We start from the raw sequence: 21,745 nt of genomic DNA on the forward strand, positions 1-21,745 counted from the left end.
GACAAAGAAACATGACCACTAACGTTCCCTTTCTCCTAAGGCCCAGCAGCAAGGACTACCTGTGGGGAGGAAGCAGACTAAACGACGATTTCAATTTAAATCTGGACTCAGATCCTCTTGCCGAGGCCTGGGTCTGTTCAACGCACCCTGACGGCCCCTCATACACCACTTCCGGAAAAGAGCTTACAGAAGTGCTTAAGGTTCATCCGGAATACCTTGGCACACATTCTCTAAGCCTTACAGATGGCAAAGGTGAACTTCCTATCCTGATAAAGTTTATTGATGCCAAAAATGATCTGTCCGTTCAGGTTCATCCCGATGACGAGTACGCCAAGATCAATGAAAACGGATCTCGCGGTAAGACTGAAGTCTGGTACGTCCTTGATGCAAAAAAAGATTCCAACATCATCTACGGATTTGGCAGAGACGTGGACAAAGAAACCGTCCGCAAAAGCCTTGAAACAAACAAGATTACAAAGCTCCTTAGCAGAGTCCCTGTTCATAAGAACGACATCTACTTGATCAATCCCGGCACAGTTCATGCCATCGGATCAGGATGTCTCATCGCCGAGATACAAGAGAGCAGTAACGTCACCTACAGACTTTACGATTACGATAGAACAGATAAAAACGGAAACAAAAGAGAACTCCATATAGACAAGGCTCTGGATGTCGCAACTTTAAAGTCCTCCGCAACACCCCGTCAGCCCATGAGAGTCATTAAGTATCGCTCCGGTTATGCCACAGAGCTTTTATCAAGATGCAAATATTTCATTGTTGAGAGAATGCTTCTGAATACAGAAAACAGAATTCTTGCAGAATATAAGACCGATTCCAACAGCTTCCACAGCCTTCTTATCACGGACGGATGCGGAAGTATCGGATGGGAAGGATGTGCAGGTGGCAGTCTTAACTTTTTTAAGGGCGACTGCATCTTCATCCCTGCAGATTCCGTGCCCCTGACCCTTCACGGCAGGGCACAGATACTGGATGTAAGCTGTTAAGAGCTCACTTCTGGATCTTCATAAATATAATAATTATCTATTGTCTCAATGAGTTTCAGACCAAGCGTTGTCAGATTTTTATTGATCTTCCTGTCCTTGGCAAGAACAATATATCTGCAGCTGGTCTGCCTTGTGGCATCAAGCAGCTCTTCTGCATCGATCACCTCAGGCTTCTCCATAACCTCATAAACAGGGTTGTAATAATCCCACTGGGTAACTACCATCTCACGTCCATAAGGCATCAGTATATCCGTGTCATATTGACGAACGAAGTGCACAAGTTCAGACGGAAATGCTGCTCTCACTCTGTCCTCACCATCTGCAGGAGCTATCACATCACAAATATCAATAACATGCTGCGGAATATGATACAGGTTCTGTGCCACAGACATGTACTGATTCAAATAAACAAGATGCCCCGACAACACTACCACTACCAGCGCTACAACCAGAGCAATTCGCTGCTTCATCTTGCTTCCGAAACTAAACACCAGCTTGCAGACAGCATAGCCGATAACCACATACATAGGTACCAGCCAGAGCACGCGGTAATAGGTATCACTCTCATCAAAGGCAGCCACATAAGCTATCTTTGTCACAGGGAAAAGAAATCCTGCCAGAATCACAAGTGGCAGAATCCCCAAAAGTATTTTCTTTTTCCAGTCCTTCTCGGTAACGATGATATAGATTGCAGAAGCCACAAGAAGAATTGCCAGCAGCGGATTGCCAAAATAGAGCTTAAGCGCAACCCAGCATTCCATAAAAATACCGTACATACTTAAATCCTCGATCAGAAAGAGAAATAAACTCCAAGGTAAATAATATTAGGAATGATGCAGAGGAACGCTCCCAGTATCACAGTCCATCTCTTAGTCACAACAAGAAGAATCAATGTCAAAAGAGCTATCAGACCGCTTCCAAAAATTACTCCCAAGGAACTGCACACACCGGATAACATGTTAACCAGTCCCAGCATTATCCAAGCAGGCCTGAAACTCGTTCTCTCTTCCATCTTCGAATTCTCAAACATCCACAGGAACAGCCAGATGATCATTGGAAACACCAGGTTCGAAACCAGTGCCTTGCCTTGCCATGTTCTCATGAGAAAGAACGTTGCCGGCGCATAAATCGATACATTTCCGAACATCAACAGAAGCGAAACAACGATCATAAACACAGGTATTATCTGTTGCCTGCTCCTGAACAGGATCCTTCCGATCTCCACATAAACAAGATAAACAAGAGGAATGAAGAACAGCGGAATAATACTGTGAGAAACAATGGTTGCGTGAATACCACTAAGCTTAGCGACAAAAGCGATCCACATGGTTATAACAGCCAATGCATGCCTTATATCCAGTGAAGTCGACATTCCTGTATATGGCAGGATTGTGTTCATTACATCCGCCTGTTGCGCCAATAAAGATTCAACAACATAATAAGCATCATCACCATCGAAGCTCGCCATCACAATGCTCATTATCATCTGAAAAGCCATGATAGCAATAAAGATTCCCCAGTAAACTCTACTCTCAAGCGTGTAGTCAACCTTGTAGGACTTAGGGTCTGTCCTCGGATTTAGAAAATCCCTGATATCCGCATGGGCTTCCCCCGGGAAAAGAGCAAGGAACTTCCCCTCTTCCTCTCTGAGTATCCTGATACTTCTCGCCATACCAAATGCAGCCAAAAGACATGCAGCTATAATAAAGGTCCTTCTACAGTAGGTAAAAGAACTATAAACAACCCTGGTCATACTTGCTATGGCAATAACCTCAAATACAGCCATGTAGATCAGATATCCAAGAAGAAAAGTTATACCCACAGTCCTTCTAAACTCAGGCAATATGAAGTTAAAAAGTAGCCCTATACAAAAGGGCACCACCAGCAGCCACAGGATCAGCTGCAAAGCAGAAATAACAACTCCCACAAAAATCCCCCTATCAGTCAGCCATCATAAGCTTTAAATGTTCACGGAGAATGTTGATACCGGTCAGGTTCTCACCACCACGAGGAATGATGATGTCAGCATATTTCTTGCTGGGCTCAACAAACTGCTCATGCATGGGCTTAACAGTCTCTCTGTACTGACTAAGAATTGACTCTATACTTCTTGCACGCTCGACCATGTCACGTCTTATTCTTCTCATCAGTCTCTCGTCAGCATCGGTATCAACGAACACCTTGATATCCATAAGATCACGAAGCTCTTTGCTCTCAAGGATCAAGATACCCTCAACGATAATAACCTTCTTGGGCACCACATGAACCGTAGCATCAGATCTGTTATGAATTGTATAGTCATAAACAGGCATATCGATTTCCTGATTATTCTTAAGTTTCTTAACATCCTCGATCATAAGGTCTGTATCAAATGACTCAGGATGATCGTAGTTAAGTCTGCTTCTATCCTCATAGGAGAGGTCATTGTGAGCTTTGTAGTAGGAGTCGTGATTGATGACAACAATATCATCGCCAAAGGACTCCTTTATCTTTCTTACGATGGTTGTCTTGCCTGATGCTGTTCCTCCTGCAATTCCAACTATGCAAATCTTATCGCTCATATAATCGCCTCCTGAATAAATCTTTCATAATCAAAACATAAGGCGGCAAAAAATGCCGCCTATATATTTAGTCAATTTCAACTTCATCCTCTTCTGCTGATTTGGATTCGTCAGTTTCATGATACTCTTCCTCAGTGTTAACACTCCAGATATTGGTTCTGTCAGAAACACCTTCAAGGATGTTCTTAACAGTTTCAAAGGAAGTGCACATTGAATGGTCAATATTGTTGTATCTGTGCTGACCGTTACGTCCTACGCAGTACAGGTTATCAATAGTGTTGAGATACTCAACGAGCTTGTCCATCTCATCATAGGTATCGAAGTAAGCAGGATATGCCTTCTTAACCTTCTCCATGTGATAGTCGATGACTTCACCGGCGTTGTTGATAAGTCCAAGAGATACCATCTCGCCGATTGCCATCTTGGCAAACTCTTCCTCAGTCATGGTCCACATTGAATCGCCTTCGAAGCAGAAGTACTCAAGTCCAACCCATACTGTATGCTCAAGGTCCTTAACAAGATATGGTGACCAGTTATTGTAGATCTGGAAACGTCCCATCTTGACTGATCTCTCCTGAACATATACCCAGTTATCAGGAACGATATTTCCAATGGTCTTGATGTTTGTCTTATTCTCAAGATTAAGCTTGGGAACAAGAACGCCAAGAGTCATATAATCACGATATGGAAGTCCTGCTGCGATTCTTGCAGGATCTGCAGGAACATCATTCATGCCTGCAACAAGATCCTTAACAGGCATTGAGCTGATAACTACATCGCCATCAATTTCAATCTCATGTCCATCCTGAAGATAGGTAACGCCCTTGATATGGTTGCCCTCCTTGCGGATCTTGACAACCTTGGCATTCATGATGATGGTTCCGCCAAGTTTCTTGATCTCCTCAGCTGTTACATCCCAGAGCTGTCCGGGACCAAGCTTAGGATATTTGAACTCCTCAATAAGGGATGTGTTAACCTTACGGTTCTTAACCTTAAATACTCTTCCGAGATAATCTCTGATGATACCAAAGATTGATAATCCCTTTGTTCTCTGCTTCCCCCAGGAAGCGTCGATCTCTGATGGATGTCTGCCCCAAAGGTTCTCTGTATAATACTCAAAGAACATAGAGTAAAGTTTCTTACCAAAGTTGTTGATATAGAGGTTCTCAAGATTATCCTCAGGTCTCTTGTGGAATACGGATCCCAGGTATGAGAATCCAACCTTCATGGTTGTTAAGAAACCGAAGTTCTTGAAAGTCTCAGGCTTAAGTGAAATAGGATAATCATAAAACTTGGAGTCGAAAAGGATTCGGGATACACGATGCCTTTTCAGCATTACCCTGTCTTCCTTCTCAGGATCAGGTCCTCCCTGATTCATCTGTATCTGAGTTCCGAGAATCTTGTAGTCGTAAGCATCGGATCCCTGCTGAGGGAGCATGTTCTCCCACCACTCATTAACTTCGGGAACCTTGGAAAAGAATCTGTGGCCACCCATATCCATTCTGTTGCCCTTATACTCAACAGTTCTGGAAATACCACCGAACTTATCTGTCTCTTCAAATACTACAACTTCATAATCCTTGGATTTCTTTAAAAGCTCATAGGCTGCAGTGAGTCCCGCAGGTCCTGCACCTATTACAAGTGCTTTCTTCATAACGTCAACCTTCCTGTTAAAATCTAATCAAACAATAACTAAAGTATACCTTAATGAGGCTATTTCTTCAACTCAAAGCCTAGAACTATATCGCGCTTCATAATATGCTATATTTCGTTAATTTCTTAAGACTTTCTTAAGATTAACAGCAGATTTTCTTAAGATTGCATCAAAAGTCTTTCAAAATTAAAAACAGGTGATAAAATAGCTTTTGGAAAGACGAGGAGACAAATTATGAAAAACAAATACAAAATCCTAATATCATCAGTCATGGCCATCTCTGTTATTTTAGGAGGATGCTCACTTAATAAAGACGAGGCACTTCAGCCGACAGAATATCTGAGTGACACAGAGAACACTGAATCTGTTGAGGCAACTACTAATGACGCAGCTTCTTCAGATCAGTCAATCGTAGTCGTAGAAAATCTGTTTGAGCCCATTCTTGAGGCGCTCAATGAGGAAAATGTACCCGAAGAGGCTACAGAAGCCACCTCAGAAGAAAACACAGACACCAACGAAGACGAAATAGTAAGAATGGTCTTCTTTGGAGACAGCCAGATAGCAAATGGCAGAAATGATGGTTCGGACATTCCCAACATAATGACAACAAGGATTCCAAATTCAGTTGCTTATAACCTTGCAATTGGAGGAACCACCGCCACAGTTGAAGCCACCACATCAGATGTTTCACCTGATAAACTTCAATCTACGAGCTTTCTTGGTATGACCTACTGCTACACCGGCAAAGCAGACAGAAACCAGGTACTTGCCAATCAGCAAAACATTCTTAACATCATGAATTCCATTGACCCGGCAACAGTTGATTATTACTTCATCGAGTATGGAGCAAATGACTTCTTCGAAGGCGCCCCTCTTGACGCTTCAATCTATGCCTCAGATGGTGAGAAAGCTCATGCATTATATAATGCAATGTGCATGGGAATTAATGAACTGAAATCTGTAAGCCCAAATGCGAAATTTATGATCATCACACCTTTTTATGGTATTTATGTTTCAGATGATGGCACATATATCGGTGACTCCTATATTGTTAGTAACGGTGTCGGAACACTTTCAGATTATGCCAAAAAAGTAGTTAATGTTGCAGAAGACACAACCTCTTATTATATTGACACAATGTTCAGGGAGCATACAGATCTTTACCTCGATACAGCAAATGAATATCTTATGGATAATCTTCACCTTACACTAAAAGGACGCCAGATATTCTCGAGGATTTTTGCTCACTATGTCAATTTCGAAGAGCACAACGAGCCCTTTGCCTATCTTGATACTGACTTTATAAAGATAGCAGAATACGATACAGAAGAGTACTACAGATATAATGAAGACTGGATGAAAGCGTATTATCCGGAGTCTTGGGAAAAATACATCAGAGGAGAGTTTCCTCTGGCTCAGCCTTCTCAGGAAGCTCTTGATGCATATAACGCAGAGCAGCAACAAAATGGCGGCTAATTTATGCTATAATGTTCATAGTGGATGCGGCGTGGTTACTTCCACGCCGCTATTATTATGCATCGAAAGGGCTGACCACATTATGAATAGGACCTGTAAAATAGTATGGCTCACAATAATGACTGCATTTGTTCTATTGATCTCATATATGCTGTTTCATAATTTGGGCAAAAGCCACCTAATCCAAACTGATGAGGCTTATCATGCTACCAATGCCTATGAAATGTTCAGGCAAGGCAATTGGATAGTCAATACATACAGAAATGCTGTTGACTATTTCAATTCCAAACCGCCACTTTGTCTGGATTGTATGATTCTCTCCTATAAGCTGTTCGGAGTAAATGCATTTGCAGCAAGATTTCCATCAGCTGTATTTGGCCTTATCACCTGCATTAGCATAATCGTATTCTTTTTTACGGAAAAGAACTTTTTCTCGGCGGTACTTTTCCCTCTTTATTTCGGGGCTTGCTCCGTGCTGTTCACATATCACATGTACAGAGCAGCGGAAATGGATGCCCTGTTCAATCTATTCTTTGTGCTGGCTATGATTTCCCTTTATAAAATGAGCAAAAAGCATAATTATATGTATCTGTATGGCTTATCGCTAGGCCTTGCATTTATGTGCAAAGGTCCTCATGCAGCTCTGATATTTATCATTGGTCTGTTGTATATCCCTAGAATCAGAAGTGCATTTACAATTAAAAGGACTATTATATCAGTGCTACTTGCATTAATTATCCCTGTGATATGGATAGCAGACAGATATAGATTTGATGGGGCAAAGCTGTTTGAAGCCCTTTTTCTGGGGGAAGTTGTCGGCAGAGCATCCAATGGAACCCAGAATGTTCTATCCCCGCTAAAAGATTTCTTTACATCCAATATCGCAATTATTTTTACAGCCTTAGTTGTCATCTTGATTCTACTATCTGTTTTCACAAAGACAAAAGGCAAGATAGATGATGCAAACAATTTAAAAGCATTCCTCAGTGATAACTATCTTTTTGCCATATGGGCAGTAGTTCCTGTACTTTTTTTCTCTGTTTCAAAAGGTTTCAACGACTGGTACATTTACACATCACTAATTGCTTTGTGTATGTTATCTGCTCGCCTGGCGGAGTTTTGTATAACAAAAGCCTCCGCATGCAAGCTCTATGGGCAGATAATTGTAGGCATTTTATCAGTTGCATTGGCTTTGTTTTTTATGATTCCAACAATAAGAACAGACATAAACCTGGCGGGTATGGGAGGTCATCCTGTAGACCAGTTTACTCAGGAAGCTATTGCATTTAAAGAAAAGTGGGGAGAAGAATATTCAGGAGCTAATGCCTATCTTATTAGCTATTTCAGAGTAGATGAATCTGTGGAAGATCATTGGGAACCTGAATATGTAGCTCCTGCTGAGATGTATCTTGATGTGATTCCTGTTGACGGAACTGTCGAGGACTTCTTAAATGATCCTGATGCGATACTATTCATAGATAAGAGAAGATGGGATGAATTTAGTCCCATCCTGGCAGGACATGTAATTCTTTGGGATGATTCATATATTGTTTTCAGCAATGATATGTATTAAAAATTTTTGATCTACAATCCTATAATATCTATTTTATAGTTCTTAACAAAAACTCCGTAATTCCTATAATTAAGAATCCATTCTCATCCAGTGCTTCGCTAATTGGCCTATTTACAACAAGTACCTTTTGTACTTGATCATTCAACTTGAAATAAGGACGTATTTCTCTCTCTCGTGTATCCGCATTAGAAATATCGACTGTTACCTGGATATAAAGAGATCGCAGACCTTTAGTCGCATAGAAATCAACCTCATTATTCTTACGAACCGATTTTCCGTTTTTATCTTTTTCTACAGTATCAAATGCCCCAACATTAACAGAATATCCATTATAACAAAGCTCATTATAGACAATGTTTTCAAGCATTTGCCCCTCGTCTGGAAAAGCAAAATTTAGACGAGCATTTCGTAATCCGGTATCAATAAAATAATACTTTCTAAGTGCGCCTATTTCTTTTCTTCCCTTTAGGTCGTACCGTTTTGCCTCACGTAAAAGGAAAGCATCTTTAAAGTAACCAATATAGTTTTCAACTGTCTGTTTATCTATATTTTCATGTCTAACACTTGCAAACGTATTGGCAATTTTCTCTGAGTTAAGTAGCGAACCTGTTGAAGAACTAATAATATTACATAGTTCGTCCAACGCTTCTCCCTTTTTTAACTGATTTCTTTCAACAATATCAGCGAAGTATGTTGTAGTAAACAAATTCTTTAGATATTCTTTTCGTTCTTCGTCACTTTTTAGTACCGCCAATGGCATTCCACCAAATTGCATATACGAATATATTGCCTCTGTCGCTGAACCTCCGACATATCCGTAGTATTCTTCAAATGACAACGGTGAAAGCTTAATGTTTGTTGCCTTATCTCTAAATTCAGTGACTATGTCTGAAGACAACATCTTGGAATTTGATCCTGTCACATATAAATCTATATTCTTTTCTCTTGATAGTCCAAGAACAACCTCAACGAATGATATTACCTCAGTATCATCAGCATTCGCTAAAACATGTTTTCCGTCAGTGAGATTAGGATTGATTATAGAATATACCTTCTGTATTTCATCTATAAAAACATAATAATTATCTTTTCCTTTGCATTTTCCCCTTATATAAGCTCCTAGTTCTAAAGGATCACGATACTTACTATTTTTATCATCATCTAATTCCAAGACAATTATCCTACTCTCTGGAACATCCTCCGAAAGCAAGTATTCTCTATAGATTTCTTTAAGAAGAAATGATTTCCCACATCTTCTCACACCTGTTATTACCTTCGGAAATCCATTATTTTTAGCATTAATCAGTTGATTTAGATATTTATCTCGTTTTATCATATAATCTCCTAAATTGTAGAATTCTACATTTTTATCAATTACATCTTATCATTTCATTTTTTCATAATCAACAAAGATGTAGAATTCTACATTTTTAACGATTATCAAAATGTTATAAAAAATCCTCAGAAACACTTTGTTTCTGAGGATTGTAAATTTATACCTCTGGTCACTGTTCACCATCTTTGGCATAATCAGTCTCTTTATGCCTCTGCAGCATATTGAGCTGCATCTCAAATTCTCTGCGATTGTTTATAGCAAGTGTCGATAATATAACCCCTGCAAACATACTCTGCACAGCTGCCATCATTACAAAGCAACAAACAATGAGCGTTGGAATCCTTGGAACCAGATGTGTTGCCCAATATTCCTGCAGAATCGGAATAAAGAAAATAATAGAAATGAGGGCAAGCACAGCAGCAATTATGCTGAAGAAACCAAATGGCTTATAACTGCGATACAATCTTGCAATAGTCTTAAGTACCTTAAATCCGTCAGCATAGGTGTTGAGCTTACTAACTGATCCTTCAGGTCTATCTCTGTAATCAATTACTACGTTGTCAATCTGCATATTGTTATAGACTGCATGGATAGTCATCTCTGTCTCAATCTCAAAGCCCTTGGACAATACAGGGAATGTCTTAACAAACTCATAAGAGAATGCTCTGAATCCAGTCATGATATCCCTGACATTACAACCAAAGAGCTTGTTGATACTTCCACGTACAAGATTGTTTCCAAAGTTATGGAAAGGTCTCTTATTCTCTTGGTAATAAGTCGATGAAAGTCTATCTCCCACAACCATATCAGAGTTGTGATTAAGTACCAGATCTACCATCTCAGGAGCTGACTCCATAGGATATGTATCGTCGCCGTCAACCATAACATATACAAGAGCATCTATCTCACGGAACATTCGTCTTATAACGTTGCCCTTGCCCTGCATATATTCATTACGTACTACAGCTCCAGCCTCAGCTGCAATCTCAGCAGTCCTGTCCTTAGAGTTGTTGTTATACACATATACTGTTGCATCAGGAAGAGCTGCCTTGGCATCCCTTACTACCTTCCCTATTGTTTTTTCTTCGTTATAGCATGGAATCAATACCGCTATCTTATCCATGTTGTACCCCGCTTTTATTTAATTCCATCTTCGTCGTTATTTTTATTTCCAATCTTCATTCTCTCATGACCACCGAGCTTGTTGGCAGCGTCCTGATCTCCGCGAAGAATAGCATTTACTATCTGCATTCTGAATCCTGCATCAATAAAGTCACAGTGCTTGCAGAATGGGTAATTCTGACGACCTTCTGCAATCTTTCTTCTAACCTCCTGGAACTTCTCAGATCCCCAGGCTTCCTTAAGAGTCATCTTATTAAGATCACCCAGGTCAGTAACCTCAAAGTTGTCACAGCAGCAAAGTCCCATCTTACCATTAGGCATGATCCACATATCTGTGAAAGGTAAGAGACATGTCTCCTTAATAACCTTCTGTGTCTCCTGCTTGTTAGGAGCACTTCCTGCACGGTTAGTAAGAACTTCCTGAAGATATCTCATCTGAATCTGTATATCAAGATCCTTAAACTCATCAGGATGAGCTTTAACATAATCGTAAATCTCCTGGAGATTCTTATGAAGCTTCATCTCCATGGAATAGTTGTTGATAATAAGCTGATTGATATAGGGCGCAACTTCCTTGACCTTATCAATTGTCAGGATAAGGCCGTTTGTTGACATGAAGATAAAGCTGTCAGGAAGCTTCTCCCTGGCATACTTATGTCTCTCCACAATCTTGGTATCAAGAAGCGGCTCATTATTTCCGTACAGTGTCAGATGTCCCTTGTATCCCCAATCTGCCAACTGGTCAATAATGCTCTTGTAAAGATCATCATCAATCTTGGCAAGAGGTCTCTTCTCTGCATGCACATTAGCTGTACAGAAAGCACAGGTTGAGTTACATCTGTTGATTGTCTCAATATTTACAACATTAGGCATTGGCACTTCCTTGGCATTAAGGAAGTAGTCGCAATAAGCCTTCTGTGATTTACTCCTTGTAACAAACTGCAGCTTAAGATAAGCATTACTTGCAAGCATTGGGAAATGCTTTCTTGCAAACCATCCAAACTTTCCCATGAAACTGTTAACTCTGATTGGCATTTAAATTCTCTCCTTCATAAAACAACTTACTCACCCGTTACCGGATTATCATTCCTCTGATAGAGGTAATAGGTATGATCAAAATCATAGAACTGGCAGCGTTCTTTCATCACAAAGTCATATCTATCTCCAAGACCCTCAGCCTCTCCATTGACACTTACAACAAAATCAGCCTCGCCGTTATGGACGTACTGCTTCTGATAATCAAAGACTTCCTGCATATTCAAGGTCTGCGTCTGGAAGTAATAACAAATCGGCTCCACATCAAGAACTGTATACAGTCCAACATCGAAGGTATACTCAAGAATAATCCCAGGATCCTCAACACCGGACGCTTCAATATAATCCTTGAAATGATATAACCACAAGTCCTCTGCCTTGAGTTTCATCACCTTAACATTCATGGATGTGAAGATTACAACCACAACAGCTGCAGCGAATGATACAAGACTAAACGCAAAGGCCAGACCGGAGTCCAAAATAGCTCCGTCATAGTTTCTACCGTGAGTATTTTTCTCAATTCGTCCCTTAAGGAACCGTTCTATTATATAACAAAATGGAATAAAACCAAACACTACAAACCCATTTATAGGAAATGAGTAGTATGGAAGGCTCACTCCTCCGATAAATATCACTATCATCAGAAATGCAAAAAGCATTCCCATGTTTATCAGCTCAAATATTTCAACATGGATAAAGAATCGGTCTCTTCTCTTTAGAGAATTTCTATCATCAGGAATGAATGACGATATAGTCGATGCTAAAAAGTACAGTATTCCAATAGTAATCAGTAAATATACCGGGAAATTATTCAGTACATGGTTCTTGATGATATCGTAGAACGTCGCAATTCTCTCACCAAATGTCAGTTTCTTGGAATACTCAAAGACATTCTTGTAAATATAAACATATACCCAGTCATCAATTGCACCATGTATTCCAAAGTAAATCACCCATGGCAGTGTTGCTATCCCCATTCCTCCAAGGAATACGAAACAACTGATGACCGCCTTTGCAATTGCCTTCTCTCCCAACAGATCGGCAAAGAAGACCATTGCCATCCAGGCAAAGAATAATCCTAATGAGTTAAACTTTATATTTAATACGCATCCGGCAAGTATGCCTCCTACCAATACCACTTTATAGGGCATAACCTTCGGATAAACTTCTCTGAAATACCTAAGAGACTGATACATCCCCCACATGATAAATGGAAAAAGAAATTCCTCCGCACTTCCACCCCAGTAGAAATTAGCACTTGAGTAAATAACCGCACCGGTTATCGGTGTCAGTATGTAAGGGAAAGTTCTGGGTTCTAAAAACAGCTGATATATTCTAAGAATTGCAAGAAGTGAAAAGAATGCTGCAATTATCTCCATAACGAACACGCCACGGAAAGTTGTAGCTGATATAAGAGAACCTAAACCATAAATGAAATACAGCATTATTCCCTTCTGATCAAAGAGATCTCTATAGGGTACGAAACCTCTGAAAATACATTTACCAACAGTAAAATAGCTATTGGCATCATCCCAAAGATTAAACACATACAGAAAAGAGCTTCTTGAGCAAATAAGCATAGTAACAAATGCGCACAAAGCGCACCACAAAGAGGGCTTTAAAAGCCCATCCTTGTAATCATCACTTAAATCATATTTACCTTTTGACGTGTTTGCAAATAAATCCAAGTAGCACCTTCAATCCGTATGCCCCAAAAGGCAGGTAATAGATATAATATCTCATAATATATCTGGAAGAGCCTTCCCAAAACTCATGGAAAACCATCCCTCCGAAGATCAGAACTAAAAGTAGCATCTCAGATACAGATGCCTTCCGACCTCTTAGTATACCCAACAAATAGATTATAACACCTATGTAACATACAGGCATAAATACATTCATAACCCAGATAAGTACAGGGCAGCCATAAGGAGATCCAAATACAAGATACTGGCAAATAGCCGGCTGATTCTCCACGTGACGGCTAACCAGATCTAAATTATGTGTTGAAATACAGACACTGTCTGCCCATTGTGTCACATACTTTCTAACCAGAAATCTCGCGCCATGAAGAGGTCTATTTGCAAAAGATTGCAACGTCTGCCTTATGTTTTCCTTAGCTGCTTCAGCAGTTGCCTCAGTATCATAGTTATTCTCACCAAACACCTTATAATTGTATCCATTGTACCATCCATCCTCAAGATCACTCTCTTGAAGCCCCATGGCTATATGAGACCAAGATGGACTACCGTCCGGAATCTGATCAAGACCTGTCAGGTTACAAAAGTATGCATCCACTGCTGCCTTTGCCCCAAATACAAGCACCAGCATCACAATTGCAATAGCACAGTTCTGAATAACCTTCTTGTCAAAAGCACTAAAGAAAAGTATCAGCAAAAGAGCTATCAGCGTTATTTCACAGTTAGTCTTAATAAGTATTGCTACAGCTATACTGATAGCCGATATAACCCCATAACGCTTAAGTCCCCTCTTAACATATAACACCATCATATACAGTGCTAATGTCTGTGGTGCCATGCTTAAGATATCGCCATAAATGTATGTTACGTAATTATAGAAAAATAGTGCACCACAAGATAACAATGACACAATCCCACACATTTCCCTGTCTTCAAAAAACTCCCAGGTTAGCTTAAATATCAGGTAAATAGTCACCAGGATACTAAGTAGCTGCATCATATCCCAGGCAAAATAATTACTCTTACCAAAGACGCTAGCCATAAACTGACCAAAGGCTACATAGCCCAGTTGAAATGGCCATATAAAAAGGTATCCACCTTTTTTTGTCAACGATGTAAAATCTCCATCCACAAACTGATTGATAATATCATCCAGCATCTTGGAATCATTAACAGCCTGCGGTTTTATTCCAAGTATTAACAACATGCAATAAGCTGTAACAAAAAGTAATGCTCCTATTGCAAGCATTTTATACTTCTGTTCAAATACGCCTTTTATTTTTAGAAGAAAAAACACACTAATTACAGCCACTACAATAATAATCAAGAGAGGTATATTTTCCTTACCATACTGTGGCCAATCAACATCATATCCCATATCATAATATATAGTTGTCACCGAGCTGACACACAGTACTATAGCAGCAGCTACAAATAGGCAAAGTGCAATTATGTAGTTAAAAATATCTCTGAACTTCTTCACACTCCGGCCTCTCAATCAAATTGTCAACATTTACTTACTAACTCTTACACTGTTCTTGTTATAATAAGTCGCCACAATTGTATTTTCCCATAATGTTGCGTCCTCATACATATCACTCTGAAAGAGAAGTTCCGGTCTTACTGTATGCGGTTTAAATACCACATCCTTAACTGAATCATCTTCAAACACTTCCATTCGGTTTTCTTTCTCTGTCAGATACTGCTTTGCATTACCTTTCACTAAATCTACCATTGCTGAAGTTGTCGAGTAATAATGAGGATTTACAAATATGGACAGCAAAGATCCAAATGTAATAAAAAGAACTATCACAGCCAGTAACGTTGAAGAATTTAAAGAAAATCTGTCTTTCTCTTCTGCAACTGTCTTCTGCAAATTCTGCCTGATCCAGCATGCATAATACACAACGGTCAGTACCAGTAATACCAGAAACTGCATCCACATAGTGGATCTAATTCTTGGCGCATCAACATTACTAACTGCATAAAGCGGAGGTGCCACGCAGCAAGCCATCATGCTAAATGAAAAGAATGCAAATACAACCGGATGATGCAGTTCATACTCCATGCCCTCTGCCATCTTCCATGCGATAACCGCAACTATTACAAGTGTCAAAAGCACTTCCCATCGCATCATATCGTTTACGCAGACATCCAATATGCTGTAGTATGACCTGAGCACAACTTTAATGGGGCTGATATTTCCAATTGCTGTTCCTCTGATTTTGTTGCCAGGAGCAACAGCTGAAACAACAAGTCCAATCAGCTGACACACAAAAGGCACCCAGAGTCCCTTAACATTTCCGTTACCCTTAAGCTCAAACTTTCCAAGCTTAATCATCAGAAGAATGAACAAGCCCAGAACAGAACAAACTGCCATAACAAGGGCAGTCATATAATTGCTTCCGCCCAGAAGAAATCCCAGAACACATATCCATACAAATCTCAGTACTCTCCGTCTTGTACTGAATCTATCCGTTTCATATATGAATCTGAATATCATTCCAATCCATGCAAGGGAGAGTCCAAACATAAATGTATAATTTATGGCTCCGCTCCACCAATAGAAAGCTTCAGCTCTTGTAGTACCATTTTCCATTGACTGCACTACCATGAGAAGTGTCAGCATTGAAAGACCATAAGACATATGTCCTTCCATCTTCCATACTCTGCGAAAGAGTGCATCAAAGAAATACATTACACCATAGGTAAGCATTCCGATTACTATAACAGCATTTAGAGCACTCCATCTCTCACCGAAAATGCTAGGACTAAGGCATGTTAAAAAGCTCGAGAAGAAATACCCAACCCAGTTATTGTAAATATAAATAGTCTTGGTAAATGCACTCCAAACAGTAGCGAAGAAGTTACCTGTCTGAACAAAAGTCTGATGCGGCTGAAGCGCCATGGAGAAGTCATCCACAGAAGGCCAGTTATATATTCCGATAACCAGCATAGGAATGATGCTCAGCACATACAAGAAAGTCAGAACCACGCATAAATTCTTCGTATTTATTTTTTTGATAAAGTTTGGCAGTTTATAGCTAAACATCAATCAACCTCAAACTCTGTAGTATTCCTTGTACCACTTAGCAAAAGCTCTAAGCCCGTCTCTTAACGGCGTATCCGGCTTAAATCCAAAGTCCTCCTGGAGATCAGTAACATCAGCATACGTTGCTTCTACATCTCCTGGCTGCATAGGAACAAGTTCCTTATGTGATTCAAAGTCATAATCCTCAGGAAGCACTCCTGCTGCCACAAGTTCCTGCTGAAGTATATCAACAAAATCAAGCAGATTTACAGGATCATTGTTTCCAATGTTGTAAACCTTGTACTTGGCACCATTCTCATTTTCTGCTGGTGCTACCTGCATAACACTGATAATACCCTCAACGATATCTGTTACAAAAGTGAAATCCCTCTTACAGTTACCATAGTTGAAAATCTTAATTGTCTCACCTTTTATCAGCTTATTGGTGAATCCAAAGTAAGCCATATCCGGACGTCCGGCAGGACCATATACGGTAAAGAATCTGAGTCCTGTAGATGGAATTCCATACAACTTACTATATGCGTGAGCCATCAACTCGTTAGATTTCTTAGTCGCCGCATAAAGCGATACAGGATTATCAACCTTGTCCTCAACACTATAAGGAATCTTCTTATTCGAACCATATACGCTTGAGCTGGAAGCATATACTAAATGCTGAACTCCGGCTTTACCATCATCATAGGAATGACGGCATGCTTCCAGAATGTTATAGAATCCGATCATGTTAGATTCCATATAAGTATCAGGATTCTCAATAGAATATCTGACTCCTGCCTGCGCTGCGAGATTTACCACAACTTCAGGCTGAAACTCAGCAAACACTCTATCTATCAAATCCCTGTCTGCGATGCTTCCACGCACAAGCTCAAACTGCTCACCATACTGAACAGCCTCGGCAATTCTATCCAGTCTGTATTCCTTGATCCAGACATCGTAGTAGTTGTTCATATTGTCGATTCCCAGGATTTTACACTCGGGGAATCTCTTAACCAACTCGCACACCAAATTAGCCCCAATAAATCCAGCTGCTCCGGTCACCAGTATTCTCTTTTTGTTTAAATCAACATTTTTATCAAGCATATTCATCCTCTCCACAAGGTATTGTACCATCTTTTATATGATACATCTAATCCATCAGGACTTCAGCAGCTTGATAGTCATCTTCATAGTCTACCTGTCCATTTAAGCTCTCATAATCAAAGTTTAAATAAAAGTCCTTTTCTTCCTGTATATACTGCTCATAATTCTCCCTAGTAAGCTGATATTTCCCATCATACATACTTCTAAGGATTAGACTGTTAACCCACTCTCCATAGTGGTCAGGATCTTCATAGTTATTGATATCCGTAGTGATATCAGTCCTGTTATTAAGAGAAAAAAGCTTTATGTTATCATGTGGTAGTATTAATTCTGTAACCAGCTTTTCTGCTTCCAGCTGCCTTTCAAGTCGACCTGAGTTATAAAGATCAAGCCACCAAATTGCACTGTAGGGTGTGTAGAAATAGTAAAAATCAACATCCGGATACTCTTCTGCTATACTCACCACATTTTCAGTAATGTTTTTCACTATAACAGCTTTATCTTCGTCATTCAGGTGCTCACTCTCTCCGTTCCAGGTTGTAAAAATCTGCTCCGGATGCACAGCTCCGATTCCAAAAGGATACAAATCCTGCCATCTTGAATATTCGTCAAAAGAAGTTATCCCGGGAGCGAAGCCATTAAAATGGTCCTTAATCATTGGATAAACACGGCCAAAGACCACATCTCTGTTAAACAGATATTTGACATCATTGAATGGATTTTTATCATACAAATATGTGGGATAATCTCCCAAGTCATCCCTCATGTCATCAGATTCCAGATCAAACTTTCCAATATCCAGCCCTCTTACCACTATTTTTATATCCGGGTTTACAAAAAGCGCTGTCCTTACATTGTCGTTGATTTCCTTAAATGTTGCCCCCATAAATGGGATTTTAACAGATTTACACCCAAATATTTCATCCATTTCTGAGGTCTTAAAGTTCTCAATCATGGAAGTTCCTATTATCATCGCATCATAATCAAAATTCCTGATAATGCCATCATTCTGACTTCGCTGATTATTCAGTTGATAGTAATATCTGCCGGTGTCAGGCGCATGGTAATGAAAAAAAGGATCAACCTCATATACAAGAAATCCCGTAAATCCCAATCCACACAAGACTATTATCATCCAGCCAATTAACCAAGTCCTTGCTTTCATCTTTTACTCACTCAAAATCCAAAATATACAAATACCGATTCACTACCAAGACATAAAACTCCCCAAACAAAGCAGACAGATGCTCCTATCATAGAAAATACTCCAAATTTCTCTTTGTTCCTGAAGTTATTTTGAGGAATCAGACATACAACAGCTGCAATCAGCATGAATAACAGCATATTTAATCCCCTTATACTGTTTGATAAAGATCTCATGTGCAAAATATCATAAATGAATGTTCTCTCGACTATGCTGAAGGTATCAATAAGTCCGTCGCTGATGGTAAGACTGCGTATAGATATAGCCTTTCTTAAGATCATCAGCCACTGTGTAACTGATTCTGCACTGAACAGAAGCCATAAAACACTGACCCATATCATAGTCAAAAGCCATCTGACAGGTTTGAATATTTTATCCTCAGCCTTCTCAAATGCCCTATCAAAGCAACTCAGAAGCCCGTGCAACAATCCCCATAGAATAAATGTCCAATTTGCTCCGTGCCATAGTCCACTAATGAGGAACACAATCATTGTGTTTATATAAGTAAAAGCAGTTCCCTTTCTGGAACCACCAAGAGGAATATAGATATACTTGGTAAGAAACTTAGTTAGAGAAATATGCCACCTCTTCCAGAAATCCCTTATTGAAACAGCCTTGTATGGCGAATCAAAATTCATCGGAAGATCAATATTGATCATCGAAGCTACACCAACAGCCATGTCGCTATATCCGCTAAAGTCAAAATAAATCTCAAAAGTATAAAATATAATCAGTAAAATGCAATCTGCAGCTGTTACCGAAGGTAAATTGTTATAAATCCAGTTTGCTCCTCTGGCAAAGGTATCCGCCAGCATTACCTTCTTCATAAGTCCCAGGCTGAATAACTTGGCACCGACAGCCAGATTGGTAGCATTACTCTTCTTCCTGCTATCATCATTTATCTGCGCTATAAAATCTATCGGATCAACAATAGGCCCCATGACCAGTTTGGGGAAGAACAATATATAAACCAGATAATCAAGAAATGAAAGCTTATCTATCTCCCCTCTCCCCACAGATACAATGTATGCTATCTGCTGGAAAGTGTAGAATGAAATCCCAAGTGGAAGAATCATGCTCTTTAACGGAAAAGAACTGCCAAAAAACATATTTACATTTGAGATGACAAAATTGAGGTACTTAAACCACAGCAAAAATCCTACATTTATCACAATAGGTATTACCAGTATGAACCTACTCTTAAAACAAAATCTCTTTAACAGACAGGCGGATAGAAAATTTACTGCCATGCTTACCGCCAAGAATATCAGCATTTCCCATCTTCCAAGAGAATAAAAAACAATGCTGGCGAGAATAAGTACTATTTTCCCCAGCACAGGCTTTATCTTATTTGACAAAAAATAGAGAATTACTGTCATTGGAAATAACAACAGTATAAACTCGTAGCTATTAAACTGCATTAACCCCATCCACCTTAATACACACAAAGATATGCAGTGTCATCAACAATAACCAGCTGCTCATTTACATCGAAATAATCCCAATTCTTGCCTGCAAAGTATTCTTCATAAACATCAGCAGGTACTCCGTCAGCACCTTCAAAACGTCTGCCCCACATAGCTTCTATAAGTGATCTTGTAGACTGACCAATAACACGTTCATTTATTTGGCCATAATGAACCCTGCTCTCCTCATAAAACATAGGCGCATAAGCATCGGTACATGTTCCAAGTTTTGTAACAGTAATACCCGTCTTCTCCTCGTACTTCTCAATTTCCTTAAGAACAATCTGAGAATAGTTCTTATCGAGCGTATTAGAAACATATCTTCCGGAAGTAATAAATGAGCAGCCAAGCATCTGGATCCATACATATCCCATAACTAAATATGTAGTCGCTTTAAAAAGAATTTCGCGTGTATTGTCAGACAGCCCACTAATAGAAGAACCAAGTAAACTCATTATTGTAATAATGATTAATCCCTGAATCAGATATAAGCAGAAAGACATTCTTGGCGGGAAATTAAAACCTGTTCCAAGCATAGGAATAACAAGCATCAATACCAAGCAACCAAGACAAACAACTACAAAGAACAGAACTCCTTGCATACCTTTAGTCTTCATTATCAAATAAATGCATACGCATATTGATGCCAATAGCACAAATGCAGGTATAAATCTACCTGGTAAAAGAGTATAGGAATCTTTCAAGAACATTCCTATACTCTCCATAACTCCTCCAAGCTTATCTATAGCACTTTCATCGCTATAAGGTTTCATGGAAGCAAGATCAGGATGAATCTGTCCCACAATCTTTATTGAGATCATGCATATGATCCCAGTGCTCATGGGTAAAGCAACTCCAAGCAGTTCTTCAATTACTGCCTTTATGCTCCATCTAAAATCATTTATCAGCATATAGTAAAATGCCAAAACAATAGCTGCAAAAACAACTGTATACTGATATGTGCAGGCAGAAAGAACAAACAAGAGATAGGCAATGATTTTACCACTATTGCTGCTAACATAAGAGCGCACTCCAACAGCAGCTACAAAAAAACCTGCTGTATAGAATATTGTAACCTCTGTAAACATGAAGTATTCAGCAAAAAGCACGTTGTAAAACCCGAGCCCAAGAGCAAGCGCAAAGCCTGCTGAAAACAGTATTCTGTCTTTAGCGTTAAACTGGTTAAATATATCCAGTAATACCACTACAGTCACAGCAAGCACAACCATAGATAGAAGGATTGCAATTGGCATGAAGTCAGTGGTCTTAATTCCTAGTCTATAAAAGATTACATCAAACAGAGCAATCACATATCTTCCTGCACGAATTCTGACATCTGCATCATCCTTGGCATAGACCATATATGTGATTGTATCAGCATTAAAAGCTCTTCTTAGCAATCCTCCAAAAAGCGCTGTCAATACAAAAAAACTCTCTATAAAGGCAATCAGTTTCTCTTTATGCTTATTATAAATTTGCATA

General features: G+C 39.5%; 17 protein-coding genes. 3 read left to right on the forward strand and 14 right to left on the reverse strand.

Going from position 1 to position 21,745, the window contains the following annotated elements; all coding sequences use genetic code 11:
- The first annotated feature begins 11 nt into the window (after positions 1-11).
- Positions 12-1,004, forward strand: coding sequence for a type I phosphomannose isomerase catalytic subunit (locus G589_RS0117735; RefSeq protein ID WP_026523043.1), 993 nt, complete (start codon positions 12-14; stop codon positions 1,002-1,004).
- Here the strand turns inward: G589_RS0117735 and G589_RS0117740 are convergent.
- From G589_RS0117740 to G589_RS0117755, 4 genes are all read right to left on the reverse strand, one after another.
- Complete coding sequence (locus G589_RS0117740) at positions 1,001-1,780, reverse strand: hypothetical protein (protein ID WP_026523044.1); 780 nt, start codon at positions 1,778-1,780, stop codon at positions 1,001-1,003. The genes G589_RS0117735 and G589_RS0117740 overlap by 4 nt on opposite strands.
- A 14-nt stretch (positions 1,781-1,794) precedes the next feature.
- Positions 1,795-2,931: a DUF6077 domain-containing protein gene (locus G589_RS0117745; RefSeq protein WP_026523045.1), complete on the reverse strand. Its 1,137-nt coding sequence runs from the start codon at positions 2,929-2,931 to the stop codon at positions 1,795-1,797.
- A 13-nt stretch (positions 2,932-2,944) separates the two neighbouring features.
- Positions 2,945-3,565: a uridine kinase gene (gene udk, locus G589_RS0117750; protein ID WP_026523046.1), complete on the reverse strand. Its 621-nt coding sequence runs from the start codon at positions 3,563-3,565 to the stop codon at positions 2,945-2,947.
- Positions 3,566-3,632: 67 nt separating this feature from the next.
- Positions 3,633-5,219, reverse strand: a complete 1,587-nt coding sequence (locus tag G589_RS0117755; RefSeq protein ID WP_026523047.1) for an NAD(P)/FAD-dependent oxidoreductase — start codon at positions 5,217-5,219, stop codon at positions 3,633-3,635.
- Between the two features lie 234 nt (positions 5,220-5,453).
- On the opposite strand from G589_RS0117755, the gene G589_RS0117760 reads away from it, so the two are divergent.
- On the forward strand, positions 5,454-6,695 hold the full coding sequence (locus G589_RS0117760) for an SGNH/GDSL hydrolase family protein (protein ID WP_026523048.1): 1,242 nt from the start codon (positions 5,454-5,456) through the stop codon (positions 6,693-6,695).
- Positions 6,685-8,268: an ArnT family glycosyltransferase gene (locus G589_RS0117765; RefSeq protein ID WP_196811907.1), complete on the forward strand. Its 1,584-nt coding sequence runs from the start codon at positions 6,685-6,687 to the stop codon at positions 8,266-8,268. Before G589_RS0117760 ends, G589_RS0117765 begins: the two co-directional genes overlap by 11 nt.
- A 28-nt stretch (positions 8,269-8,296) precedes the next feature.
- On the opposite strand, the gene G589_RS0117770 is transcribed toward G589_RS0117765, so the two are convergent.
- From G589_RS0117770 to G589_RS0117820, 10 genes are all read right to left on the reverse strand, one after another.
- Entirely contained in the window at positions 8,297-9,604 is a 1,308-nt protein-coding gene (locus tag G589_RS0117770) for an ATP-binding protein (RefSeq protein WP_026523050.1), read from the reverse strand.
- A 169-nt stretch (positions 9,605-9,773) separates the two neighbouring features.
- Complete coding sequence (locus G589_RS0117780; protein ID WP_035776607.1) at positions 9,774-10,727, reverse strand: glycosyltransferase family 2 protein; 954 nt, start codon at positions 10,725-10,727, stop codon at positions 9,774-9,776.
- Between the two features lie 14 nt (positions 10,728-10,741).
- Positions 10,742-11,761, reverse strand: coding sequence for a radical SAM/SPASM domain-containing protein (locus G589_RS0117785; RefSeq protein WP_026523052.1), 1,020 nt, complete (start codon positions 11,759-11,761; stop codon positions 10,742-10,744).
- 26 nt (positions 11,762-11,787) lie between these two features.
- A complete protein-coding gene (locus tag G589_RS0117790; RefSeq protein ID WP_026523053.1) occupies positions 11,788-13,449 on the reverse strand; it encodes a hypothetical protein in 1,662 nt (553 codons plus the stop codon).
- Entirely contained in the window at positions 13,418-14,944 is a 1,527-nt protein-coding gene (locus tag G589_RS0117795) for a glycosyltransferase family 39 protein (RefSeq protein ID WP_026523054.1), read from the reverse strand. The genes G589_RS0117790 and G589_RS0117795 overlap by 32 nt, the downstream gene beginning before the upstream one ends.
- A 30-nt stretch (positions 14,945-14,974) precedes the next feature.
- Complete coding sequence (locus G589_RS0117800; protein ID WP_026523055.1) at positions 14,975-16,513, reverse strand: DUF6056 family protein; 1,539 nt, start codon at positions 16,511-16,513, stop codon at positions 14,975-14,977.
- A 9-nt stretch (positions 16,514-16,522) separates the two neighbouring features.
- Positions 16,523-17,593 (reverse strand): GDP-mannose 4,6-dehydratase, encoded by a 1,071-nt coding sequence (locus G589_RS0117805; protein ID WP_026523056.1) that lies wholly within the window; start codon positions 17,591-17,593, stop codon positions 16,523-16,525.
- Positions 17,594-17,639: 46 nt separating this feature from the next.
- Positions 17,640-18,548, reverse strand: a complete 909-nt coding sequence (locus G589_RS20640) for a hypothetical protein (RefSeq protein WP_196811908.1) — start codon at positions 18,546-18,548, stop codon at positions 17,640-17,642.
- A gap of 221 nt (positions 18,549-18,769) precedes the next feature.
- Positions 18,770-20,047 carry an MBOAT family O-acyltransferase gene (locus G589_RS0117815; protein WP_196811909.1) on the reverse strand — a complete coding sequence of 426 codons (1,278 nt, stop codon included), beginning with the start codon at positions 20,045-20,047 and terminating at the stop codon, positions 18,770-18,772.
- Between the two features lie 185 nt (positions 20,048-20,232).
- Complete coding sequence (locus G589_RS0117820) at positions 20,233-21,744, reverse strand: glucosyltransferase domain-containing protein (protein ID WP_026523058.1); 1,512 nt, start codon at positions 21,742-21,744, stop codon at positions 20,233-20,235.
- Between the last annotated feature and the right edge of the window lies 1 nt (position 21,745).

It is taken from the genome of Butyrivibrio sp. VCB2001, assembly GCF_000423965.1.
Lineage (GTDB): Bacteria > Bacillota > Clostridia > Lachnospirales > Lachnospiraceae > Butyrivibrio.